Source organism: Amycolatopsis sp. NPDC051758 (genome assembly GCF_044453095.1).
Classification (GTDB): domain Bacteria; phylum Actinomycetota; class Actinomycetes; order Mycobacteriales; family Pseudonocardiaceae; genus Amycolatopsis.
The window spans coordinates 63,091-80,885 of record NZ_JBITCJ010000009.1 but is presented as its reverse complement, the minus strand read 5'-3'; the positions used below and the strand labels follow the sequence as shown (position 1 = coordinate 80,885).

The following is a 17,795-nucleotide window of genomic DNA, read 5'->3' as shown; positions in this document are numbered from 1 at the left end:
CCATGAGGGTGCCCTTCACGGCTTTGAACTAGACCAGCAGCGACAGCGGCAGGATCAGCGCGATCGCGACGACCGAGATCAGCGTCTCCATCACCGACCAGCTCTTCAGCGTCTGGCCCACCGACAACCCGAAGTACTCCTTGACCAGCCAGAACCCGGCGTCGTTGACGTGCGAGAAGAACAACGACCCCGCGCCGATCGCCAGTACCAGCAACGCGCTCTGCGACGGATCCATCGTCGCGGCCAACGGCGCCACGATGCCCGCCGCCGAGACCGTGGCCACCGTGGCCGAGCCCGTGGCCAGGCGGATCGCCACCGCCACCAGCCAGCCGAGCAGCAGCGGGGACAGGTTCGCGTCCTTGGCCAGGCCGGTGATGACGTCGCCGACGCCCGCCTTGACCAGCGTCTCCTTGAACCCGCCGCCCGCGCCGACGATCAGGATGATCCCCGCGATCGGGCCCAGCGAGTCACCGACCACAGTGGACAGCCGGGTGCGGTCGAGGCCGGCCGGGCGGCCGAGCAGCACCATGCCCACCAGCACCGCCGCGAGCAGCGCGATCAGCGGGTCGCCGACGAAGTCCAGCACGCGACGCGCCTGGCTTTCCTTGGCCAGCAAGATGTCCGACAGCGCTTTCGCGAGCATGAGGACGACCGGCAACAGCACGGTGGTCATCGTCGCCGCGAAGCTCGGGCGCGGTTTGTCCGTGTCCGCCCGCTCCGGGATCAGCCGCTCGGGCGGCGCCGCGTCCGGCACCAGCCGGGCCGCGACCTTGCCGAACAGCGGGCCCGCGATGACCAGCGTCGGGATGCCGACGAGCAGGCCGAACGCCAGCGTGATCCCGACGTTCGCGTTCAGCGCGCCCGCCGCGGCGAGCGGGCCCGGGTGCGGCGGGACCAGGCCGTGCAGCACCGAGAGCCCGGCGACGGCGGGAATTCCCAGCAGCATCAACGGTTTCCCGGTGCGCTTGACCGCGAGCAGCACCACCGGGATCAGCATGACGAGCCCGATCTCGAAGAACATCGGCAGCCCGATCAGTGCCGCGACCAGCGCCATCGCCCACGGCAGCGCGGCGCCGCGAGCCTTGCCGAGCACGGTGTCGACGATCTGGTCGGCGCCACCGGAGTCGGCCAGCAGCTTGCCGAGCATCGCGCCCAGCGCGATCAGGATGCCGACGGACGCGACCGTGCTCCCGACGCCGCCGGAGAAGTTCTTGATCAGGTCGGCGATGGGCATCCCCGCGGCCAGCCCGAGCACGAGCGAGCCGAGCACCAGCGACAGGAACGGGTGCAGCTTCACCTTGGTGATCAGCACGACGATGACGGCGATCGCCACCACGGTTGCGCCGATCAGACGGGTGTCGTGGCCGGTCCAGGCGGCCGCGAGGACGGTGTTCATGCGTGCTCCCGGAAGGCGGTCAAGGCGGCCCGGGTGATCTCCTCGGGGGAGCCGCCGATGTCGAAGATCGCGCCGGGCTCGTCCGGCTCGAGGGGTTCCAGGTCGGCGAGCTGGGAGTCCAGTAGCGACACCGGCATGAAGTGACCCGAGCGGCTCTTCATCCGCTCGGCGAGCAGCGCGCTGTCGCCGTGCAGGTGGGCGAACCAGACGTCACCGCCGGTTCTCAGCACGTCCCGGTACCGGCGTTTCAGCGCGGACGACGTCACGACGCCGCCGGAGCTCTGGTGGTCGCGGATCCAGCCGGCGATGGCCTCGAGCCAGGGGGCGCGGTCCTCGTCGGTCAGCGGGTGCCCCGCGGTCATCTTGTCGATGTTGGCCTTCGGGTGGAACGTGTCCGCTTCGGCGTACTCGACGTCCAGCGCGCCGGCGAGCGCCGTGCCGATCGTCGTCTTCCCGGAGCCCGACACCCCCATCACCACGATGACGGTCATCCCGCACCTCCCACGTCGTTGTGCTCAGGTGAGTGAAGCTCAAAAGTACTACTTATTCAAGATGAAGTACTACTTAATCGAGTCAGATGGTTACGTTGGCCGAGTGAGACACGAGCAGGTATTGGACGCCCTCGGCGCATCGATCGCCAACGGAGCGCTGCCACCAGGCACCGTCTTGCGCTCCGAAGAGCTCCAGGAGCGCTTCGGTGCTTCGCGGACGGTGGCGCGCGAAGTCGTCCGGGTGCTCGAAACGATGCAGCTGACCAGCAGCAAGCGCCGGGTCGGGGTGACCGTCCGCGAGCCGGGGGAGTGGAACCACTACGACCCGCGGCTGATCCGCTGGCAGCTCGACGGCCCGGCGCGGCCGGCGGCGCTCGCGACGCTGAACGAGCTGCGGTCGGCGATCGAACCGTGCGCCGCGCGGTACGCGGCCCTGCGCGCGACGCCGGAGGAGCGCGGCCGGCTCGGCGCGCTCGGCGAGCGGCTGGCGCGGACGGCCCGGGCGCGCGACCTCACGACGTTCCTCGAGTTCGACATCGCGTTCCACGACCTGCTGCTCGGCGCGTCCGGCAACCCGATGTTCGCGCAGCTGTCCCAGGTCGTCGCCGAGGTGCTCACCGGCCGGACCGGGCACGGGCTGATGCCGCCGGAGCCGCAGCCCGAGGCCGTGGCGCTGCACCTGGAGGTGGCCGCCGCGGTGGCCGGCGGTGACGCGGACCGGGCGGAGCGGGCGATGCGGGACATCGTCGTCCAGGCGCGTGACGAGATCGCGGCGCTGGTCGAGTAAGGCACGGCCGCGGGGTCGAGTAGCCTCGTCGGGTACTGGAGTTTTCTTCTGCCGGGGGGCACGGGTGAGCGCGGCGCGCGCGATCGGACTGGTGTTGGGTGTGGCGGCCGACGGCGCCCTCGGCGACGCCCGGCGGCGGCCCCCGGTGACGGCGTTCCGCCGGATCGCGCACCGTCCCGGCCCCGGAGCCGCGCTGGCGGGTGTGCTGGTGGCCGGCGGAGTGCTGCTGGAACGAGCGGGCCGCGGCCGTCCGGTGCTGCAGGCCTCGGCGACCGCGGTGACGACGTGGGCGGTGCTCGGCGCGGCGGGGCTCGCCCTGCAGGGCACGGAGCTCGCCCGCGACCTCGAGGAGTGCCGCTTCGAGCCGGCGCGCTCGACACTGTCCGAACTGGACCCTCGCGTGGCCGACGGCCTCGGGCCGATCGCGCTTTCGCGCGCTTCGGTGGAAACGTTGGCGGAGAACACTTCCGACGCGGTGGTCGCGCCACTGGTGTGGGGCGCGGTGGCGGGGGTGCCGGGCCTGCTCGGCGCGCGAGCGGTGAGCCTGCTGCGCCGTGCCCGCGGCGGCCGCCGTGGTCATTGGGCGATCGACCGCCTCGACGAGCTGGTCCACCTGGTTCCCACCCGCGTGGCGGCGGGCCTCACGGTCCTGGCCGCCCCGGTGGTCGGCGGCTCCGCGGGCGGCGCGTGGCGGGCGTGGCGCCGCGACACCATCGCCCACCCGAGCCCCAACGCGGGCCGCGTGGAGGCGGCGTTCGCCGGAGCGCTCGAGGTCCGCGTCGGCGGGCGCACGGTGTACCCGCACGGGGTGGCGGAACTGCCGGTGCTCGGGGTCGGGCGCAATCCGGACGCCGGGCACGTGACGCGGGCGGTCGAGCTGTCACGGGTGGTCGGGTGGCTGGCCGGGGTGACTTCGGTGCTGCTGGCCGTGGTTGCGGGCTTCTGGCGCCGTTCGCGCTGACGCCCTCCCTGGCGAAGGGCGGGGGCCGTTGCGCTCTCAGCCGCGGCGCCGCAACTGCGTCAAAGCCTCCGCATCCAACCGCCCATCCCGCTCGGCCAGACGACCCCCGATCCGCTCCCGGTCCTCCGCCGTCCGGTTCCCCCCGAACTTGAACTTCGCCCGCACCCCCGTGATCGTGAACTCGATCCCGCGGATCCCCGGCAGCAGCCGCCGGTCCGGCGACTCCGAAGCCGCGCTCACCGAAGCCCGCGCGCCGTCGGTCTCGAAGTGCCGCAACTGCTTGTCCAGCAACGCCGCCTTCGCAGCCGGGTCGTCGACCAGGCGCACGTCACCCTCGAGCTGCACCGTCGCGTAGTACGACGTCGGCACGCCGAAGGCCGGGTCCGCGCCGTCCGCCGTGTTCCAGTCCGCGCGGATGTACGTGTAGTCGTCGACCACCGTCAGGAGCGCGCGGGGGTGTTCCTCCAGCAGCGGCCAGATCGGGTTCGGGCGGGCCAGGTGGGTGACGATCGTGCGGTCGCCGTCGTAGGCGAAGTGGGCCGGGGTCACCATCGGGAGGTCGCGGCCCGCGCCGCCGGCGATGAGCTGGCCGAAGTCGTGGCCGGACAGCCACTCGCGCCATTCGGTGTCCTCGGCGGCGTCCCACGGGTGGATCAGCATGACCCCAGGCCATCACAGGCAAGTGGACTCGAGAAAGGTCCAGTAATGGACTATTTGAGAGGGCCACTTTCCGCGTACTCGTCCTCGGCCAGGATCTCCGCGACGGACTTCCGGCGGGTGGGCGCCGACGCCGGGGTCAGCGCGCCGCCCGGCTTGAGCTCGCGGACCGTGAAGTACAGCCAGCCCAGCAGCGCCATCGCGCCGAACGCGATCCACTGCAGCGCGTACGACAGGAACGGCCCGGAGTCCGTCTGCGGCAGCGGCAGCGCGCCGAGCACCCCGGGCTGACCGGCGTCGAGCTGGAAGTACCCCGGCCGGATGTCGAGCTTCCCGGCCCGCGCGACGACCTGGGAGTCGACGACGTAGCTCTGCAGCCGCCCGCCGGTCGAGGCGTCGGCGAACGCGTCGCGGTTCTTCGGGTCGGTCTCGTCGGCGCGCACCCGGGCCGTGACCTGCACGGTCCCGCCCGGCGCCGGCGCGAACGGCAGCGCGCCGGACTTGCTGTCGAGCTTGACGAACCCGCGGTCGATGAGCACGACCGTGCCGTCGGTGGTCCGCAACGGTGTCAGCACCTCGAAGGCGCCTTCACCCTGGACCGTCCGCAGCCGCGCGATGACTTCCTTGTCCGGCAGGTACCGGCCGGTGATCGAGACGAGATGCCATTCGGTGTGCGGCCCGGGCACGGCGCCCGGCGGCAGCAGCTGCGTGAGCGGCACCGGCGCCGCGGTGAACGACGTCTCCAGCGCGGAGTTCTGCTGCTCGCGCTCGGTGTTGCGGCTGAACTGCCACGGCGAAAGGAGCGTGAAGCAGCAGATGGCGAAGGTGAACACCACCGCCGTCAGAGCCAGCCACCCGGGCCGGAGCAGGAACCGCAACCGCACCCCACCACGGTAGGCCGTGCCCCCGCCCGGCCGCCCGCCGACCTCCACGACCTGTGATTCCTACCCCCGCGAACGCACCCAATCGAGCAAACCGGGCACCGCCCGCTCGATCATGCCGAGGACGTCTTCGAAGCCGTCGTCACCGCCGTAGTACGGGTCCGGGACCTCGGCGCCCTTGGGCGCCGACGGGTCGAACGACCGCAGCAGCCGCACCTTCGCCGGGTCGTCGACGCGGGCGCGGAGGAACTCCGCGTGGCCGGCGTCCGCGGCCAGCAGCAGGTCGGCGGCCAGGTCCTCGTCCGACACCTCGGACGCGACGTGCGCGGTCGGGTAGCCGTGCGCCTTCAGCGTCGCGCGGGCGCGCTTGTCGGCGGGCTCCCCGGCGTGCCACGGGCCGGTGCCCGCGCTCGTCACCCGGACGGCGCCGTCGAGGCCGGCGTCCTCGAGCCGGGCGCGGAAGACCAGCTCGGCCATCGGGGAGCGGCAGATGTTGCCGGAGCAGACGAAGACGATGTGCGACACGTCGTCAGCGTAACCACCGGGTTCACCCGGTCACCCGCTCGCTCGGCGGTACCACCGGGTCGCGCGGGACACCTAGCGTCGATCGGGCGAGGACGCGAACCGGAAGGAGAGCGATCATGCACGGGTGCTGCTCGAAGTGCACCGGTCAGGGCTGCGGCTGCTGCGGCAACTGCAACTGACGCTCCACCCGGCGCTCGCGGCGGCGGCGGTCCGCCGCCGCCGGGGCGCTCCTAACGGGCCGAACAGGTCGCCGAGGTCGCTTCGCCGAGGGCGCGCGCGTGGAGCGCGTCGAAGTGGTGGACGACGTCGGCCACGCCCGCGGCCACCAGCTGGCGGTTCGGGCACGAGCGCGCCTTCCGCGCGGGGATCGTCGCCGCCAGCTCGGTGAGCAACCCGCTGTTCAGCCGGTCGATCACCGGGCGGAGCTGCCCGAGGTCGGGCCGGGTCGCCGGCGCCTCCGACGGGTGCGCGTCCCAGCGTGCGTAGAGCCCGCGCTGCACCATCTTGTTCGCCTCGATCTGGGCGCGGAAGAACCGCACCGCGTCCGCCGGGGTGAGGCCGAGCGCCGGGGCCTGCCCGGCGACCGTGTCGTAGATCTGCTGTTCACGCACCGGGTCGTCGATCGGGGACGGCGTGCCGTACTTCGCCGCCGCCACCCGGTCGGCGATCCGGACGCGCTGGGCGGCCAGGTCGGTGAGCCGCCACAGCGTCGGGCCCGAGGCCGACGCCGGGACCGCGGCGAGCAGGAGCGCCGCGAAGAGCACCAGGAGCAGGGCGAGCCCGGACCGAAGTCGCATGGCTCCGCACCGTACATGCGAAGATCCCCGGGTGCCCGCCCTTTCCGAAGTCATCAGCGCGCTGGAACAGGCTTATCCGCCCGCGCTCGCCGAGTCGTGGGACGCCGTCGGCCTCGTCTGCGGCGACCCGGCCGAACCCGTCACGCGCGTGTTGTTCTGCGTCGACCCCGTCACCGAGACCGTCGACGAAGCCGTCGAGCTCGGCGCGCAGCTGATCGTCGCGCACCACCCGCTGCTGCTGCGCGGGGTGCACGGTGTGCCCGCCGACACCGCCAAGGGCGCGCTGGTGCACCGGATGATCCGCGAAGGGGTCGCCCTCTACTGCGCGCACACCAACGCCGACTCCGCCGACCCCGGCGTCTCCGACGCGCTCGCCGAGGCGATCGGCCTGCGCGTCACCCGGCCCCTGGACCCGAAGCCGGACGGCGTCACCGGCATCGGCCGCATCGGTGAACTGCCCGAAGCCGAGCCGTTCGAGACCTTCGTCCAGCGAGTCGCCGACGCCCTGCCCGTGACCGTGCCCGGCGTGCTCGGCGCCGGTGCCGCGGACCGCCCGATCCGCACCGTCGCGGTGTCCGGCGGAGCCGGTGACTCCTACCTCAAGCAGGCGACCGCGGCCGGGGTCGACGCCTTCGTCACCGCCGACCTGCGGCATCACCCCGCGGGTGAGCACCTGGCCGGCCGCGGCCCGGTGCCCGCGCTGGTCGGGCTGACCCACTGGGCCTCCGAATGGCCCTGGTGCGGGCAAGCCTCGGCGGTCGTGGCGGAAGCGTTTGCGGGTAACGTCGACGTTCACGTCTCCACGAGGTGCACCGACCCGTGGAACGTCCGCGCCGAGCGCAAGCCGAATTAGAGGAGCACCGTGAAGGCCGAACCCGCCGTGCAGCGCCAGTTGCTCGAGCTCGCCAAGGTGGACGCCGAGCTCTCGCGCACCGCGCACCGCCGTCGCACCCTGCCTGAGCTGGCCGAAATCGACGCCGGGGAAAAGACCGCCCGCGAGCGCCGCGACGCGCTCGTGTCCGTGGAGACCGCTTCGTCCGACCTCGACCGGGAGATCGCCCGGCAGGAGAAGGAGATCGAGTCGGTGCGCGCCCGCGAGGACCGCGACCGCAAGCTCCTGGCCTCCGGCACCGTCGTCGCGAAGCAGATGTCCGACATCGAGCACGAGCTGCAGAGCCTGGAGCGCCGGCAGAGCGCGCTCGAAGACGACCTGCTGGAGCTGATGGAGCAGCGCGAGGCGCTGGGCCTGGACGCGCAGCGCACCGGCGCCGAGGTCGACAAGGCCGAGGCCGAGGTCGCCGCCGCGATCACCCGCCGCGACGAGGCGTTCAAGGACCTCGACACCATCCGCGCGCGTCGCGACGAAGACCGCGCGAAGCTGCTGCCGCGCTTCCCGGAGCCGCTGCTCAAGCTGTACGAGCGCGTCCGCGAGCACAAGGGCATCGGCGCCGCGCTGCTGCGGGCCCGCCGTTGCGGCGCGTGCCAGCTGGAGCTGGACCGCAACACCGTCAACGAGATCAAGGGCGCGCCCGAGGACGACGTCATCCAGTGCGAGAACTGCGGCGCGATCCTGGTCCGGACCATGGAGTCGGGTCTGTGACGTCGCACGTGGTCGTCGAAGCGGACGGGGGCTCCCGGGGCAACCCGGGCCCGGCCGGGTACGGCGCGGTCGTCAAGGACGCCGCCACCGACGAGGTCCTGGCCGAACGCAAGGAAGGCCTGGGCGTCGTCACCAACAACGTCGCCGAGTACCGCGGGCTGATCGCCGGCCTGGCCGCCGCGGCCGAGCTCGGAGCGTCCACTGTGGACGTCCGGATGGACTCGAAGCTCGTGGTGGAGCAGATGTCCGGGCGCTGGAAGATCAAGCACCCGGACATGCAGCCGCTCGCCGAGCAGGCCAAGGAGCTGGCCGCCGGGTTCTCCCGCGTCAAGTACGAGTGGATCCCGCGAGCGCAGAACTCGCACGCCGACAGGCTGGCCAACGAGGCCATGGACGCGGCCGCCGGAAAGCCCGTCGCCGCGCCGAAGTTGCCGACCCGCAAGCCGGACCGCGCAACGGTCGCCTGGACCGGCGCGACCGGCACCCCGACCCGGCTGCTCCTGCTGCGCCACGGCCAGACGGAGATGTCCGCGCTGCGGCGCTACTCCGGCCGCGGCGACGTCCCGCTCACCGAGCTGGGCCGCGCGCAGGCCGCGGCGGCAGCGAAGCGGCTGGCGGCCACCGAAGGCCTGGTCGTCGACGGCGAGGCCGTCCCGATCGTCTCCTCGCCGCTCACCCGCACGAAGCAGACCGCGCAGGCCGTCGCCGACGCGCTCGGCGGGCGCGTCGAGACCCACCCCGGCCTCATCGAGACCGACTTCGGCGACTGGGAAGGGCTGACGTTCGCCGAAGCGGCCGACCGTGACCCCGAGCTGCACCGGTCCTGGCTCGGCGACAGCTCGGTGCCGCCGCCCGGCGGGGAGAGCTTCGACGTGGTCCACCGGCGCGTCCGCAAGGCCCGCGACGAGCTGATCGCCGAGCACGGCGGCCGGACGCTGATCCTGGTCAGCCACGTGACGCCGATCAAGACGCTGCTGCGGATGGGCCTGGACGCCGGGCCGTCCCTGCTGTTCCGGCTGCACCTGGACCTGGCGTCGCTGTCGATCGTCGAGTTCTACCCGGACGGGAACGCGTCGGTCCGGTTGGTGAACGACACCTCGCACCTGGCCTGATCGGGTAAATGTGGGGTGGATCACGCTCAATGCCGACGCGTGGCCGACCCCGGATGGGGTATTGGCTACAGTGTCTCGACCGCGACGCCGCGGTGGCGGGCCCGGCCTCGGGCCTGCTTCATGGGGCGCCAGCTCGTGCGTATCCCACCGGCAGAGGCCTGCGGGCGGAACAGTGACGAGGACATGACGGCTAGCGCACTCACCGAGACCTCCCCGAGCGACGTCCCCGAGGACCCGGCACCCGTGACGACCACGCGGGGCTGGGGCGCGCGGCTGGCGCCGGTGCTGGCCGTGCTCGCCGGCGTCGCGGCGGTCGCCGTGCACGCCACCCGCTACGGCCACTGGATCGTCGACGACGCCGCCATCACGTTCTCCTACGCCCGCAGCTTCGCCGACGGCCTCGGCCCGGTGCTGCAGCCGGGCGCGCCGCCGGTCGAGGGCTTCTCCGACCCGACGTGGATGGTGCTGCTCGGTGTTGGCAAGCTCGTCGGCCTCTTCGACCACGGCCTGCTGTTCGGCCTCCCGGACTACGTGCTGTTCCCGAAGGCGCTGGGCCTGCTGTTCACCGGCGGCATCCTGACGGCGTGCTACATCGCCGCGAAGCAGATCTTCACGCGCTTCGCCTGGCTGGTCACCCTGGTTGCGGGCCTGACGCTGGCGACCATCCCGTCGTTCGTCATCTGGGTCGTGTCCGGCCTGGAGAACTCGCTGTTCGCGTTTGTCGTCGTCACGCTGGCGGTGACGCTGTTCGTCTCGGTCAAGCGGGACAAGCTCCTGACGCCGAAGGTCGCGATCTGGGCGGGCGTGCTGGTCGCGTTCGCCGCGCTGACCCGGCCGGAAGGCCTGATCTACGCGGGCGCATACCCGCTGGCCGCGCTGTTCCTGCTGCGCTCGGGCCAGTTCTGGAAGAGCTTCCGGCTCGCGCTGCTGTCGGTGGCGGCGTTCGCCGTCCCGTTCGGCGCGTACGTCGTCTGGCGGCACGCCGAGTTCGGGCGGCTGCTGGCCAACCCGTCGGTGGCGAAGCAGCAGGGCCTGCCCGGGTTCGACGCGGTGAAGCGCCCCTTCGAGCTCGTCGAGTACGCGGGCTGGGCGGGTGTGGTCCTGCTGGTGCTGGTGGTGGTGTTCGCGCTGGTCAAGGCACCGTGGCGGCGTTCGCTGATCGCGCTGCTGGTGCCGCTGGCGCTGGGCGTCATCGCGTATGGCGTGATGGTCGCCGACTGGATGTACCAGCACCGTTTCGCCAGCCCGATCTGGGCGCTGGGCGTCATCGCGGGCACGCTGTCGGCGGGAGAGCTGCTCAAGCACCGGCGGGCGCTGCTGCGGATCGGCATCGTCGTGGTGCTGGTGGGCGCGTTCGTCCCGTCGGCCATCGGGTTCGCCCAGGCCGCGGACAAGTTCGCGAAGAACCCCAACATCACGGCCTGCCTGGTGGCGGACCGCTTCGGCCGCGGCTTCAACACCTACGCCGACATCCTGGGCATCCAGCAGGCCTCGCTGCTGCTGCCGGACCTCGGCGGCTCGTCGATGACCAGCCGGCTGGAGCTGGTGGACATGGCCGGGCTGGTCAACAAGCCGATCGCCGACCTGGTCCACGACAACGACCTGGCGGGCCTGCGCAACTACGTGTTCGACACGGTGAAGCCGACGTTCATCCACTCGTGGGGCCCGTGGGCCGCGGGCAACGGCATCGCACTGGACCCGCGCCTCGACCGCGACTACGTGCTGATCTACAGCTCCCCGATCGAGGGCTTGCGCAACGGCGACTGGGTTCGCCGCGACGCGGTGACGGATCCGGCCAAGCTGACGGCGGCGCAGGAGTACGCGAAGAAGACGATCCCCGAGGTGGCGGCGGACCGTTTCGGCGGCCCGCTGGACGACTGCGGCGCGACGATGAAGCCGGGCCAGACGATCACGATGCCGAGCTGAATCCCGTAACTCGCGTGATCAGGGGCGTGACCAGCGTGATCGGAGCCGTAACTCGCGAGATCCGGCTCCAATCACGCGAGTTCCGGCCTCAATCACGCGAGTGACGGGCTACGTCACCAGACCCAAGCCCAGCCACAGCGCCACCGTCGCCGCTACCAGGCACAGGGGCGTTGTGATCGCCCCCAGCGCGTGGAACGTCTTCGCCGACGGGTGCTCCGGCAGCGTCCGGCGCCAGAGCAGCGTCGCCAGCGAGCCCAGGTACGTCGCATTCGGGCCGATGTTGACCCCCAACAGCACCGCCAGCAACACTCCCGGCGCCGGGTGCGGGCCGAGCACCGACAGCAGGATCAGCGTGGCCGGGAGGTTGTTGACCAGGTTGGCGAGCAGCGCCGCCACGCCCGCCGCCACGAGGAGCTCGACCAGGCCGGTGGACGTCGGCAGCAGGGACCGCAGCAGGCCGCCGAGCAGGTGCTCCGAAACCGCCTCCACCACCACCGCCAGACCCAGCACGAACAGGCACAGCTGCGGCGCCGCCTCCGTCACCAGCTGCCACGGCCGGATCTTGCCCGCGGACAGCGCGCGGACGCCGAGGATCAACGCCGCCAGCGCCGCGATCCACACCGGCTCGACGTGCCCCAGCGGGCCCAGTGCAAAGCCCACCAGCGTCAGCGCCAGGACGACGAGCGCGAACACCGGCGTCTCGAGGTGCCGTGCAGGCGAGGCCGTCTCCCGGGGGCGAAGGTCGGCGGCGAAGAACCGCAGGAACACCAGCAGCTCGATGCCGATCGTGACCAGCCACGGCAGCGCCATCAGCGCCGTGAAGCCGGCGAACGTCAGGCCCGACGCGGCGAAGGCCAGCAGGTTCGTCAGGTTGGACACCGGCAGGAGCGTCGACGCCGAGTTGGCGAGGTGCGCGCACGCGTACACGTGCGGCCGGGCCGGGAGGCGGAGGCTCGTCGCGGTCGCCAGCACCACCGGGGTGAGCAGCACAACCGTGGCATCCAGGCTGAGGACCGCGGTCACCCCGGCCGCGGCGGCGAAGGTGAGCACCAGCAGCCGCCGCGGTTTGCCGTGGCAGGCCTCCGCCAGGCGGTTGCCGAGCCAGGAGAACACGCCGTCCACACTGACCAAAAAGGACAAAAGCAGGATCGCGGCCAGGAAGCCCAGCGTCGGGAGGATCTCGACGGCGCGCTCCCCGGCCGCGGCGGGCGGGACCAGCCCCAGCAGCAGCGCGAGCCCCGCCGCCGGGACCGCGGCCACCGCTTCGGGCCAGCCCCGCGGCCGCACGATCGCGAAGACCAGCACACCGGCCAGGAGGGCCAGGCTTGCCGCGGCCGCGAGTGAGTTCACCCGCTCACGCTAGACGCCCAGCGGCTCCGGGGTGGCGGCGCCGCGGGCGAGATCACGTTCCTTCTCGCGGATCACCGGCAGCACGTGCGTGCCGAAGTGCTCGACGTCCTCGAGGTAGTGCAGGAAGCCGAGCAGCAGCAGGTTCGCGCCGCGCCGTTTGTACTCGATCGCCCGGTCCGCGATCTGCTCGGGCGTGCCGATCAGCCGGGTGCGGAAGCCGTCGTTGTACTGGACGAGGTCCTCGAACTCCGAGTCCGCCCACATGCCCTTGGTGTCCGAAGTGGACTTGCCGGCCTGCTTGACGGCGTTGCGGAAGCCCTCGACGGCGTCCTTGTTGGCCTTGTCGACGATCTCGCGCAGCACGGCCTTCGCTTCGCTCTCGGTTTCGCGGGCGATGAGGAAGCCGTTCAGTCCGAATCGGACGGTGTGGTCGTTCTCGGCCGCGTACCCGCGCACCTCGGAGACCTGCTCACTGAAGCCGTCGAAGTCCTTGCCGTTGCTGAAGTACCAGTCCGAGACGCGGCCGGCGAGCTTGCGCGCCGCGGTGGAGTTGCCGCCCTGGAAGATCTCCGGGTGCGGCGAGACGACCGGCTTCGGCTTGATGTCGAAGTCGTGGATCCGGTAGAAGTCGCCGCGGAACTCGGCGTGGTCGTTCGTCCAGAGCTCCCGCAGCACGCGGATGAACTCCTCCGACCGCCGGTACCGCTCGTCGTGCTCCAGCCACGCCTCGCCGAGGCCGGTGAACTCGTCCTTGAACCAGCCGCTCACGACGTTCACCGCGGCGCGCCCGCCGGAGATGACGTCGGCGCTGGCGATGAACTTGGCCAGCACACCGGGGTGCCACAGTCCGGGGTGGACGGCCGCGATCACCTTCAGCCGCTGCGTCGCGAGCAGCAGCGCCAGGCTGAACCCGGTTGATTCGTGCTGGTAGGCGGCGCCGTAGCTGGCGGTGTAGCGCACCTGTGAGAGCGCGTACTCGAAGCCGTTGTTCTCGGCGAGGACGGCCAGCTGCCGGTTGTACTCGTAGCCCCAGTCCGTCCGCTGTTCGATGTCGGACGTGACGAGGCCACCACTCACGTTCGGGACCCAGTAGGCGAATTTGAGGGGTTCTTCGAGCGAAGACATGGCCCGAGTAGAGCAACGGCGCCGGACCGGGTCAACGCGTGTCCACGCGCTGGGACTTCGCCAGCGCGCCGCCGAGTTCGGCGCGGCCGGGGATGCCGAGTTTGCGGTACGCGCCCGACAGGTGCAGCTCCACCGTCCGCCGGGTCAGGTGCAACGCCGTGGCGATCTCGCGGTTCGTCAGGCCCTGCGCGGCCATCACGGCGATGCGGTTCTCCTGGCGGGTCAAGCCGTGCTCGTTGTCCTTGGCCGGCGTCAGCGCGCGCCGCGACGAGCGCAGCTCCTCCGCCGCGCGGCGGGCCAGGGGGCGCGCGCCGCAGTGTTCGCTCAGCTCGACCGCTTCGCGCAGTGTCTCGATGGCCTTTTCGGACTGTCCGTGCCGCGCCTGCAGGGCGCCCAGCTCGGTCAGCGCCGTCGCCAGCTGCAGCCGGGCCGGGGACGACCGCAGGGTGGTGATCGCCTTGGTCAGCGCGCGCTCGGCTTCGTCGTCCTCGCGGACGAGGCCGATCGTCGTCAGCGCCGTGCCCAGCGGGCGGGCCGCGCCCCAGCGGGCCGACGTGTTCATGTCCTCTTCGGCCAAGCGGGCCGCGTCGTCGGCTTGGCCGAGAGCCAGCGCCGCGCGGGCGGCGTGCGCGCGCCACGGCACGAAGCCCGGGAACCGCATGCCGTGGTGGGCGAGCCGGCGGCCGCAGCTGAGCAGGTCCTCGAACCCGAAGCGGGTGTACCCGGTCGCGACGCGCAGGCGGCCCCGCGCGTACAGCAGGTAGGTGTGGGTGAACAGGCCCTGGCTGGCGACGAAGTCCATCCGGTCCAGCAGCGACGTCGCCGCTTCGAACCGGCCCAGGTCCACCCAGCATTCGACGAGCTTCGCCGCGCACAGCACACCGACCGGGCAGGTCGTCGTGCCGCCGCGCTCGTCGAACCGGCGCAGCAGCGACTCGAAGTGCACACTGGCCCGCTGCAGGTCGCCGCTGGCCTGCAGCGCGATCCCGCGGGCCAGGGTGGGCAGCGCGCCGTGCGGCACGTGCACGTCCCACGGCTCGCGCTCGACGTCGAGGACCCGGCAGAGCCGGTCGACGTGCGCCGGCTCGTCCGCGAGCACCGCGGTGGCCAGCGTGAAGAAGTAGTGCTGCTCGAACAGCTCGCCGTCGTCGCCGCTCAGCGCGTCCGCGAAGTGCCCGACCGCGTCCTGCGCCGACTCGCCGCTGCGGACCGCGTCGAGCGCCAGCAGCGCCGAGCGGCTCCGCCGGGCCGCCGGGTCGGTCAGCGGCGCCCACTGCTCCTCGAAGTCGCGGAACTCCGGCGGCGGGCCGAGCCGGCTGCCGGCCTCGGCCAGGTACGTCACGCACAGCAGCGGCCACACGGCGTCCGGCCCGCCGGCGTCGAGCCGCGCGGCGATCTGGCCCGCCGCGCTGATCCCGAGGCGGGCGTCCTGGCCGCCGCAGAGCGACAGCAGCATCGCGGTGGCGATGAACGCGGCCGTCTCGCGGTTCCCGACGGTGTCGACGGCTTCCCGCACCCGCTTCGCCGCGGCGGGCGGGTCGAGCTGGAACTCCGCGTGCGCGAGCTGCAGCAGCACGGCCACCCGGCGCCCGGACGTCAGCCGTTCGTCCAGCGCCCGGCGCAGCTGGTGGGTGGCCAGTTCGGCCCGGCCGGAGAACACGGCGTTGCGCGCGCTCAGCCGCAGCACGTCGATGCCCCACGGGATCCGGATCGACGTCGCTTCCAGCAGGTGCGCGGCGACGCGCTCGGCGGGCGCGCCCGTCTCCGACAGCAGCTTCGCCGCCCGTGCGTGGTTCACCGCCCGCGTCGTCTGCGGCATGTCCTTCAGCACGGAGTTGCGGACGAAGGGCAAGGTCAGCGTCGGGCGGCTGCTGTTGTGCAGGAGGTGCAGCCGGACCATCGTGTCGATCGCCTGCAACGCGTCGAGCTCGTCGACCCCGGCGAGCTGGGCCAGCAGGTCGAAGCCCGCGTCCTCGCCGAGGATCGCGGCCGCGTGCAGGATGGCCGGCGCGTGCGGGAACTCCTTCATCCGCGTGTGCAGCACCTGCCCGATCAGCGACGAACCCAGCTCCCGCGGGTCCGCGCCGGGCAGCAGCCGCGGGCGCAGCGCGTTCAGCAGGTACGGGTTGCCGCCGGTCGCCTCGCGGCAGGCGGTGGTGAGCTCGCCGGGGGCGAGGCCGAGGATCTCCGCCGCGGCTGCGTCGCCGAGGCCGTGGAGGGTGATCGTGGCCGGCGTGCAGCCCGCCATCTCCAGCAGCGCCACGTCGCTGTGCGGCGGGTGGCCGGTCAGGGACGTGAGTATGATCAACACCGGCAGGTCGAGCACGCGGTTGCGGATGTAGGCCAGGCACCGCATGGACCAGGCGTCGGCGAGGTGCACGTTGTCGACGCCGAGGAGCAGCGGTCCGCGGTCGGTCGCGTCGCGGACGAGGCGGAAGAAGTGCTCGAGCGCTTCGCTCTCGCCGGCCGGGCCGCACTGCTCGGTGAAGGCCGGGCGTGGTGCGCCGGGCTCGTCGAGCGCGCCGGCCAGCTGGCGGGCGAGGCCGCCGGGCAGGTGGCTCTCCAGCCGCGACCCGGTGGCGATCGCGACGGTGAAGCCGGCGTCCGCGGCCAGGGCCGCGGCGGCGTGCAGGGTGGCGCTCTTGCCCATGCCGAACTCGCCGACCAGCACCGCGCTGGCGGCCGAGCCGCCGAGCGCGACCGGGAACAGGCTGGTCAGGCGGCTGAGCTCGGGCTCGCGGCCGGGGAGCCGCGGAGCGGGACGCTTCGGTACCGAAGCCCCGCCGACGGGGTGCTCGGGATTTACTTCGGTATCCACCGTAAGGACTTTCATGTTGGGTTGGGGCAGACTACTGGAAACCGGCTGACCACGGGAGATCCCGCAGGTCGCAGGCGGTACCGGCGACGACCTGAGCAGGGGAGACGATGCACGCAGCGGATGCGGACCCGATCTCCCCGGTGGCCGGCCGGGCCGCGCCGAGGGCCGTCTCGGCCACCGCGAGCAGCAGGAGCGCGCCGGCCGCCGAGCCCCGCCGTCCGGTGAACACACACGGCTTCCGGCGCCGGGCGGCGCCGTCGGCAGGCGCCGGGTAGCCGCTCCCGGCCACACCGCCGTCCGGCGAGCCGCCGGTGACGCCCGCGCGATCGGGCAAGCCCTCCGGCGCCGGGTGGCCGGCCTCGGCGAAAGCGCCGGGCCCCGGGCCACCGGGCCCGCGCAGCGGCAGGTACCCCAGCCGGGCCGCCCGGGCCAGCGCCCCGGTCACCGAGCGGAACTCGGCGACCCGGACCCGGCAGCGGGCGCACCCCCGGAGGTGCTCTTCGAACTCTTCCGCATCGTCGAGGACGCCGAGCCCGTAGGCCGCGGCTTCGCAGTGCTTCCGCCTCATCGCACCGCCATTTCCCCGAGCGCCTTCCGCAAGTGCCGCATCGCCGTGTACAACCGCGACTTCACGGTTCCCTCCGGAATTCCGAGAATTGTCGCCGCCTGCCGGACGGTGTTTCCGGCGAGGTAGGTCTCGGTGATGACGGACTGGTATTTCTCGTCGAGTTCCAGCAATGCCTGCGTAATCGTTAGTGCGGCTAACGAACTGTCCGCGCGATCGGCCGACTCGGCGTTTTCCGGGATCTCCAGAGCGACCTCCTGCGGGCGGACCCGGCGATTTCGCCAGCCGTCGATGACGATCCGGCGGGCCACCGTGAGCAGCCAGCCGCGCAGCATTCCGGGCTCGCGCTCAAGGGTTCCGGAGTGCTGCCACGCGCGGATCATGGTCTCTTGCACCACATCCTCGGTCCACTGCCGGTCATAGTTGGTGAGGGACAACACTTGTGCGAACAGGGTGGTGCGAAAGTCCTTGTACAGCAACGGGATCAGGTCGTCCGTAGGATCGATGACGACGGCGGCCGCGGTGGTGGACGAGGCGTGGCCGACGTGGCCGCGACGTTCTCTGCCCAGTGCTTCCATAAAGCTCGCAACCTCACCTGACTGGCGGACCGTGGGGCCATCGGAGCGTAGCGCAAAACCACTTAATAGGCCATATGCATTAGTTTCCCTTGCCAATTAGCCGTGGCGGCCGCGCCGACCGCACACGGACGGTTCAAATTGTGTCTTGTGATACACGTCACAGTCACTAACAGGTGACGGTCAGAACCGGATCACACCTTTTCCCCGTAACTCCCGGTGAGGACTA

General features: G+C 72.0%; 17 protein-coding genes. 6 read left to right on the top strand and 11 right to left on the bottom strand.

Annotation, left to right across the window (positions count from 1 at the left end; translation table 11 throughout):
* Window positions 1-28: 28 nt before the first annotated feature.
* Entirely contained in the window at window positions 29-1,396 is a 1,368-nt protein-coding gene (locus ACIA5G_RS36000; RefSeq protein ID WP_395931504.1) for a gluconate:H+ symporter, read from the bottom strand.
* Window positions 1,393-1,887: a gluconokinase gene (locus tag ACIA5G_RS35995; protein WP_395931502.1), complete on the bottom strand. Its 495-nt coding sequence runs from the start codon at window positions 1,885-1,887 to the stop codon at window positions 1,393-1,395. Before ACIA5G_RS35995 ends, ACIA5G_RS36000 begins: the two co-directional genes overlap by 4 nt.
* Window positions 1,888-1,948: 61 nt before the next feature.
* Between ACIA5G_RS35995 and ACIA5G_RS35990 the strand changes: the two genes are divergently transcribed.
* A complete protein-coding gene (locus ACIA5G_RS35990) occupies window positions 1,949-2,674 on the top strand; it encodes a FadR/GntR family transcriptional regulator (protein WP_395931500.1) in 726 nt (241 codons plus the stop codon).
* A gap of 64 nt (window positions 2,675-2,738) precedes the next feature.
* Entirely contained in the window at window positions 2,739-3,635 is an 897-nt protein-coding gene (locus ACIA5G_RS35985; RefSeq protein ID WP_395931498.1) for a cobalamin biosynthesis protein, read from the top strand.
* A 36-nt stretch (window positions 3,636-3,671) separates the two neighbouring features.
* On the opposite strand, the gene ACIA5G_RS35980 is transcribed toward ACIA5G_RS35985, so the two are convergent.
* From ACIA5G_RS35980 to ACIA5G_RS35965, 4 genes are all read right to left on the bottom strand, one after another.
* Window positions 3,672-4,295: an FMN-binding negative transcriptional regulator gene (locus ACIA5G_RS35980; RefSeq protein ID WP_395931496.1), complete on the bottom strand. Its 624-nt coding sequence runs from the start codon at window positions 4,293-4,295 to the stop codon at window positions 3,672-3,674.
* Window positions 4,296-4,345: 50 nt separating this feature from the next.
* Complete coding sequence (locus ACIA5G_RS35975; protein WP_395931494.1) at window positions 4,346-5,176, bottom strand: SURF1 family protein; 831 nt, start codon at window positions 5,174-5,176, stop codon at window positions 4,346-4,348.
* 60 nt (window positions 5,177-5,236) lie between these two features.
* Window positions 5,237-5,698 (bottom strand): low molecular weight protein-tyrosine-phosphatase, encoded by a 462-nt coding sequence (locus tag ACIA5G_RS35970; RefSeq protein ID WP_395931492.1) that lies wholly within the window; start codon window positions 5,696-5,698, stop codon window positions 5,237-5,239.
* A 230-nt stretch (window positions 5,699-5,928) separates the two neighbouring features.
* Complete coding sequence (locus ACIA5G_RS35965; protein WP_395931490.1) at window positions 5,929-6,495, bottom strand: chorismate mutase; 567 nt, start codon at window positions 6,493-6,495, stop codon at window positions 5,929-5,931.
* A gap of 31 nt (window positions 6,496-6,526) precedes the next feature.
* On the opposite strand from ACIA5G_RS35965, the gene ACIA5G_RS35960 reads away from it, so the two are divergent.
* From ACIA5G_RS35960 to ACIA5G_RS35945, 4 genes are all read left to right on the top strand, one after another.
* Window positions 6,527-7,348 carry a Nif3-like dinuclear metal center hexameric protein gene (locus ACIA5G_RS35960; protein ID WP_395931488.1) on the top strand — a complete coding sequence of 274 codons (822 nt, stop codon included), beginning with the start codon at window positions 6,527-6,529 and terminating at the stop codon, window positions 7,346-7,348.
* A gap of 9 nt (window positions 7,349-7,357) precedes the next feature.
* Window positions 7,358-8,095 (top strand): zinc ribbon domain-containing protein, encoded by a 738-nt coding sequence (locus ACIA5G_RS35955; RefSeq protein ID WP_395931486.1) that lies wholly within the window; start codon window positions 7,358-7,360, stop codon window positions 8,093-8,095.
* An 8-nt stretch (window positions 8,096-8,103) separates the two neighbouring features.
* The gene (locus ACIA5G_RS35950) at window positions 8,104-9,207 is read left to right on the top strand and encodes a bifunctional RNase H/acid phosphatase (protein WP_395932256.1); all 1,104 of its coding nucleotides are present in this window, start codon (window positions 8,104-8,106) and stop codon (window positions 9,205-9,207) included.
* A gap of 183 nt (window positions 9,208-9,390) precedes the next feature.
* The gene (locus ACIA5G_RS35945) at window positions 9,391-11,133 is read left to right on the top strand and encodes a hypothetical protein (RefSeq protein ID WP_395931484.1); all 1,743 of its coding nucleotides are present in this window, start codon (window positions 9,391-9,393) and stop codon (window positions 11,131-11,133) included.
* 108 nt (window positions 11,134-11,241) lie between these two features.
* Here the strand turns inward: ACIA5G_RS35945 and ACIA5G_RS35940 are convergent, their stop codons facing one another.
* The 5 genes from ACIA5G_RS35940 to ACIA5G_RS35920 are packed head-to-tail and all read right to left on the bottom strand — an operon-like array spanning window position 11,242 to window position 17,569.
* Window positions 11,242-12,483 carry an SLC13 family permease gene (locus ACIA5G_RS35940; RefSeq protein WP_395931482.1) on the bottom strand — a complete coding sequence of 414 codons (1,242 nt, stop codon included), beginning with the start codon at window positions 12,481-12,483 and terminating at the stop codon, window positions 11,242-11,244.
* Between the two features lie 9 nt (window positions 12,484-12,492).
* On the bottom strand, window positions 12,493-13,608 hold the full coding sequence (sfnG, locus tag ACIA5G_RS35935) for a dimethylsulfone monooxygenase SfnG (RefSeq protein WP_395931480.1): 1,116 nt from the start codon (window positions 13,606-13,608) through the stop codon (window positions 12,493-12,495).
* A 31-nt stretch (window positions 13,609-13,639) separates the two neighbouring features.
* Window positions 13,640-16,426, bottom strand: a complete 2,787-nt coding sequence (locus ACIA5G_RS35930) for an AAA family ATPase (RefSeq protein WP_395931478.1) — start codon at window positions 16,424-16,426, stop codon at window positions 13,640-13,642.
* 31 nt (window positions 16,427-16,457) lie between these two features.
* A complete protein-coding gene (locus ACIA5G_RS35925; RefSeq protein ID WP_395931476.1) occupies window positions 16,458-16,994 on the bottom strand; it encodes a hypothetical protein in 537 nt (178 codons plus the stop codon).
* Window positions 16,991-17,569 carry a sigma-70 family RNA polymerase sigma factor gene (locus tag ACIA5G_RS35920; RefSeq protein WP_395931474.1) on the bottom strand — a complete coding sequence of 193 codons (579 nt, stop codon included), beginning with the start codon at window positions 17,567-17,569 and terminating at the stop codon, window positions 16,991-16,993. Before ACIA5G_RS35920 ends, ACIA5G_RS35925 begins: the two co-directional genes overlap by 4 nt.
* Window positions 17,570-17,795 lie beyond the last annotated feature (226 nt).

Bases quoted from the DNA above. Each gene is read 5' to 3' on its own strand.
- ACIA5G_RS35995 (WP_395931502.1), bottom strand. From the start codon at position 1,887: ATGACCGTCATCGTGGTGATGGGGGTGTCGGGCTCCGGGAAGACGACG.
- ACIA5G_RS35920 (WP_395931474.1), bottom strand. From the start codon at position 17,569: ATGGAAGCACTGGGCAGAGAACGTCGCGGCCACGTCGGCCACGCCTCG.
- sfnG (WP_395931480.1), bottom strand. From the start codon at position 13,608: ATGTCTTCGCTCGAAGAACCCCTCAAATTCGCCTACTGGGTCCCGAAC.
- ACIA5G_RS35925 (WP_395931476.1), bottom strand. From the start codon at position 16,994: ATGAGGCGGAAGCACTGCGAAGCCGCGGCCTACGGGCTCGGCGTCCTC.
- ACIA5G_RS35980 (WP_395931496.1), bottom strand. From the start codon at position 4,295: ATGCTGATCCACCCGTGGGACGCCGCCGAGGACACCGAATGGCGCGAG.
- ACIA5G_RS35965 (WP_395931490.1), bottom strand. From the start codon at position 6,495: ATGCGACTTCGGTCCGGGCTCGCCCTGCTCCTGGTGCTCTTCGCGGCG.
- ACIA5G_RS36000 (WP_395931504.1), bottom strand. From the start codon at position 1,396: ATGAACACCGTCCTCGCGGCCGCCTGGACCGGCCACGACACCCGTCTG.
- ACIA5G_RS35990 (WP_395931500.1), top strand. From the start codon at position 1,949: ATGAAGTACTACTTAATCGAGTCAGATGGTTACGTTGGCCGAGTGAGA.
- ACIA5G_RS35945 (WP_395931484.1), top strand. From the start codon at position 9,391: ATGACGGCTAGCGCACTCACCGAGACCTCCCCGAGCGACGTCCCCGAG.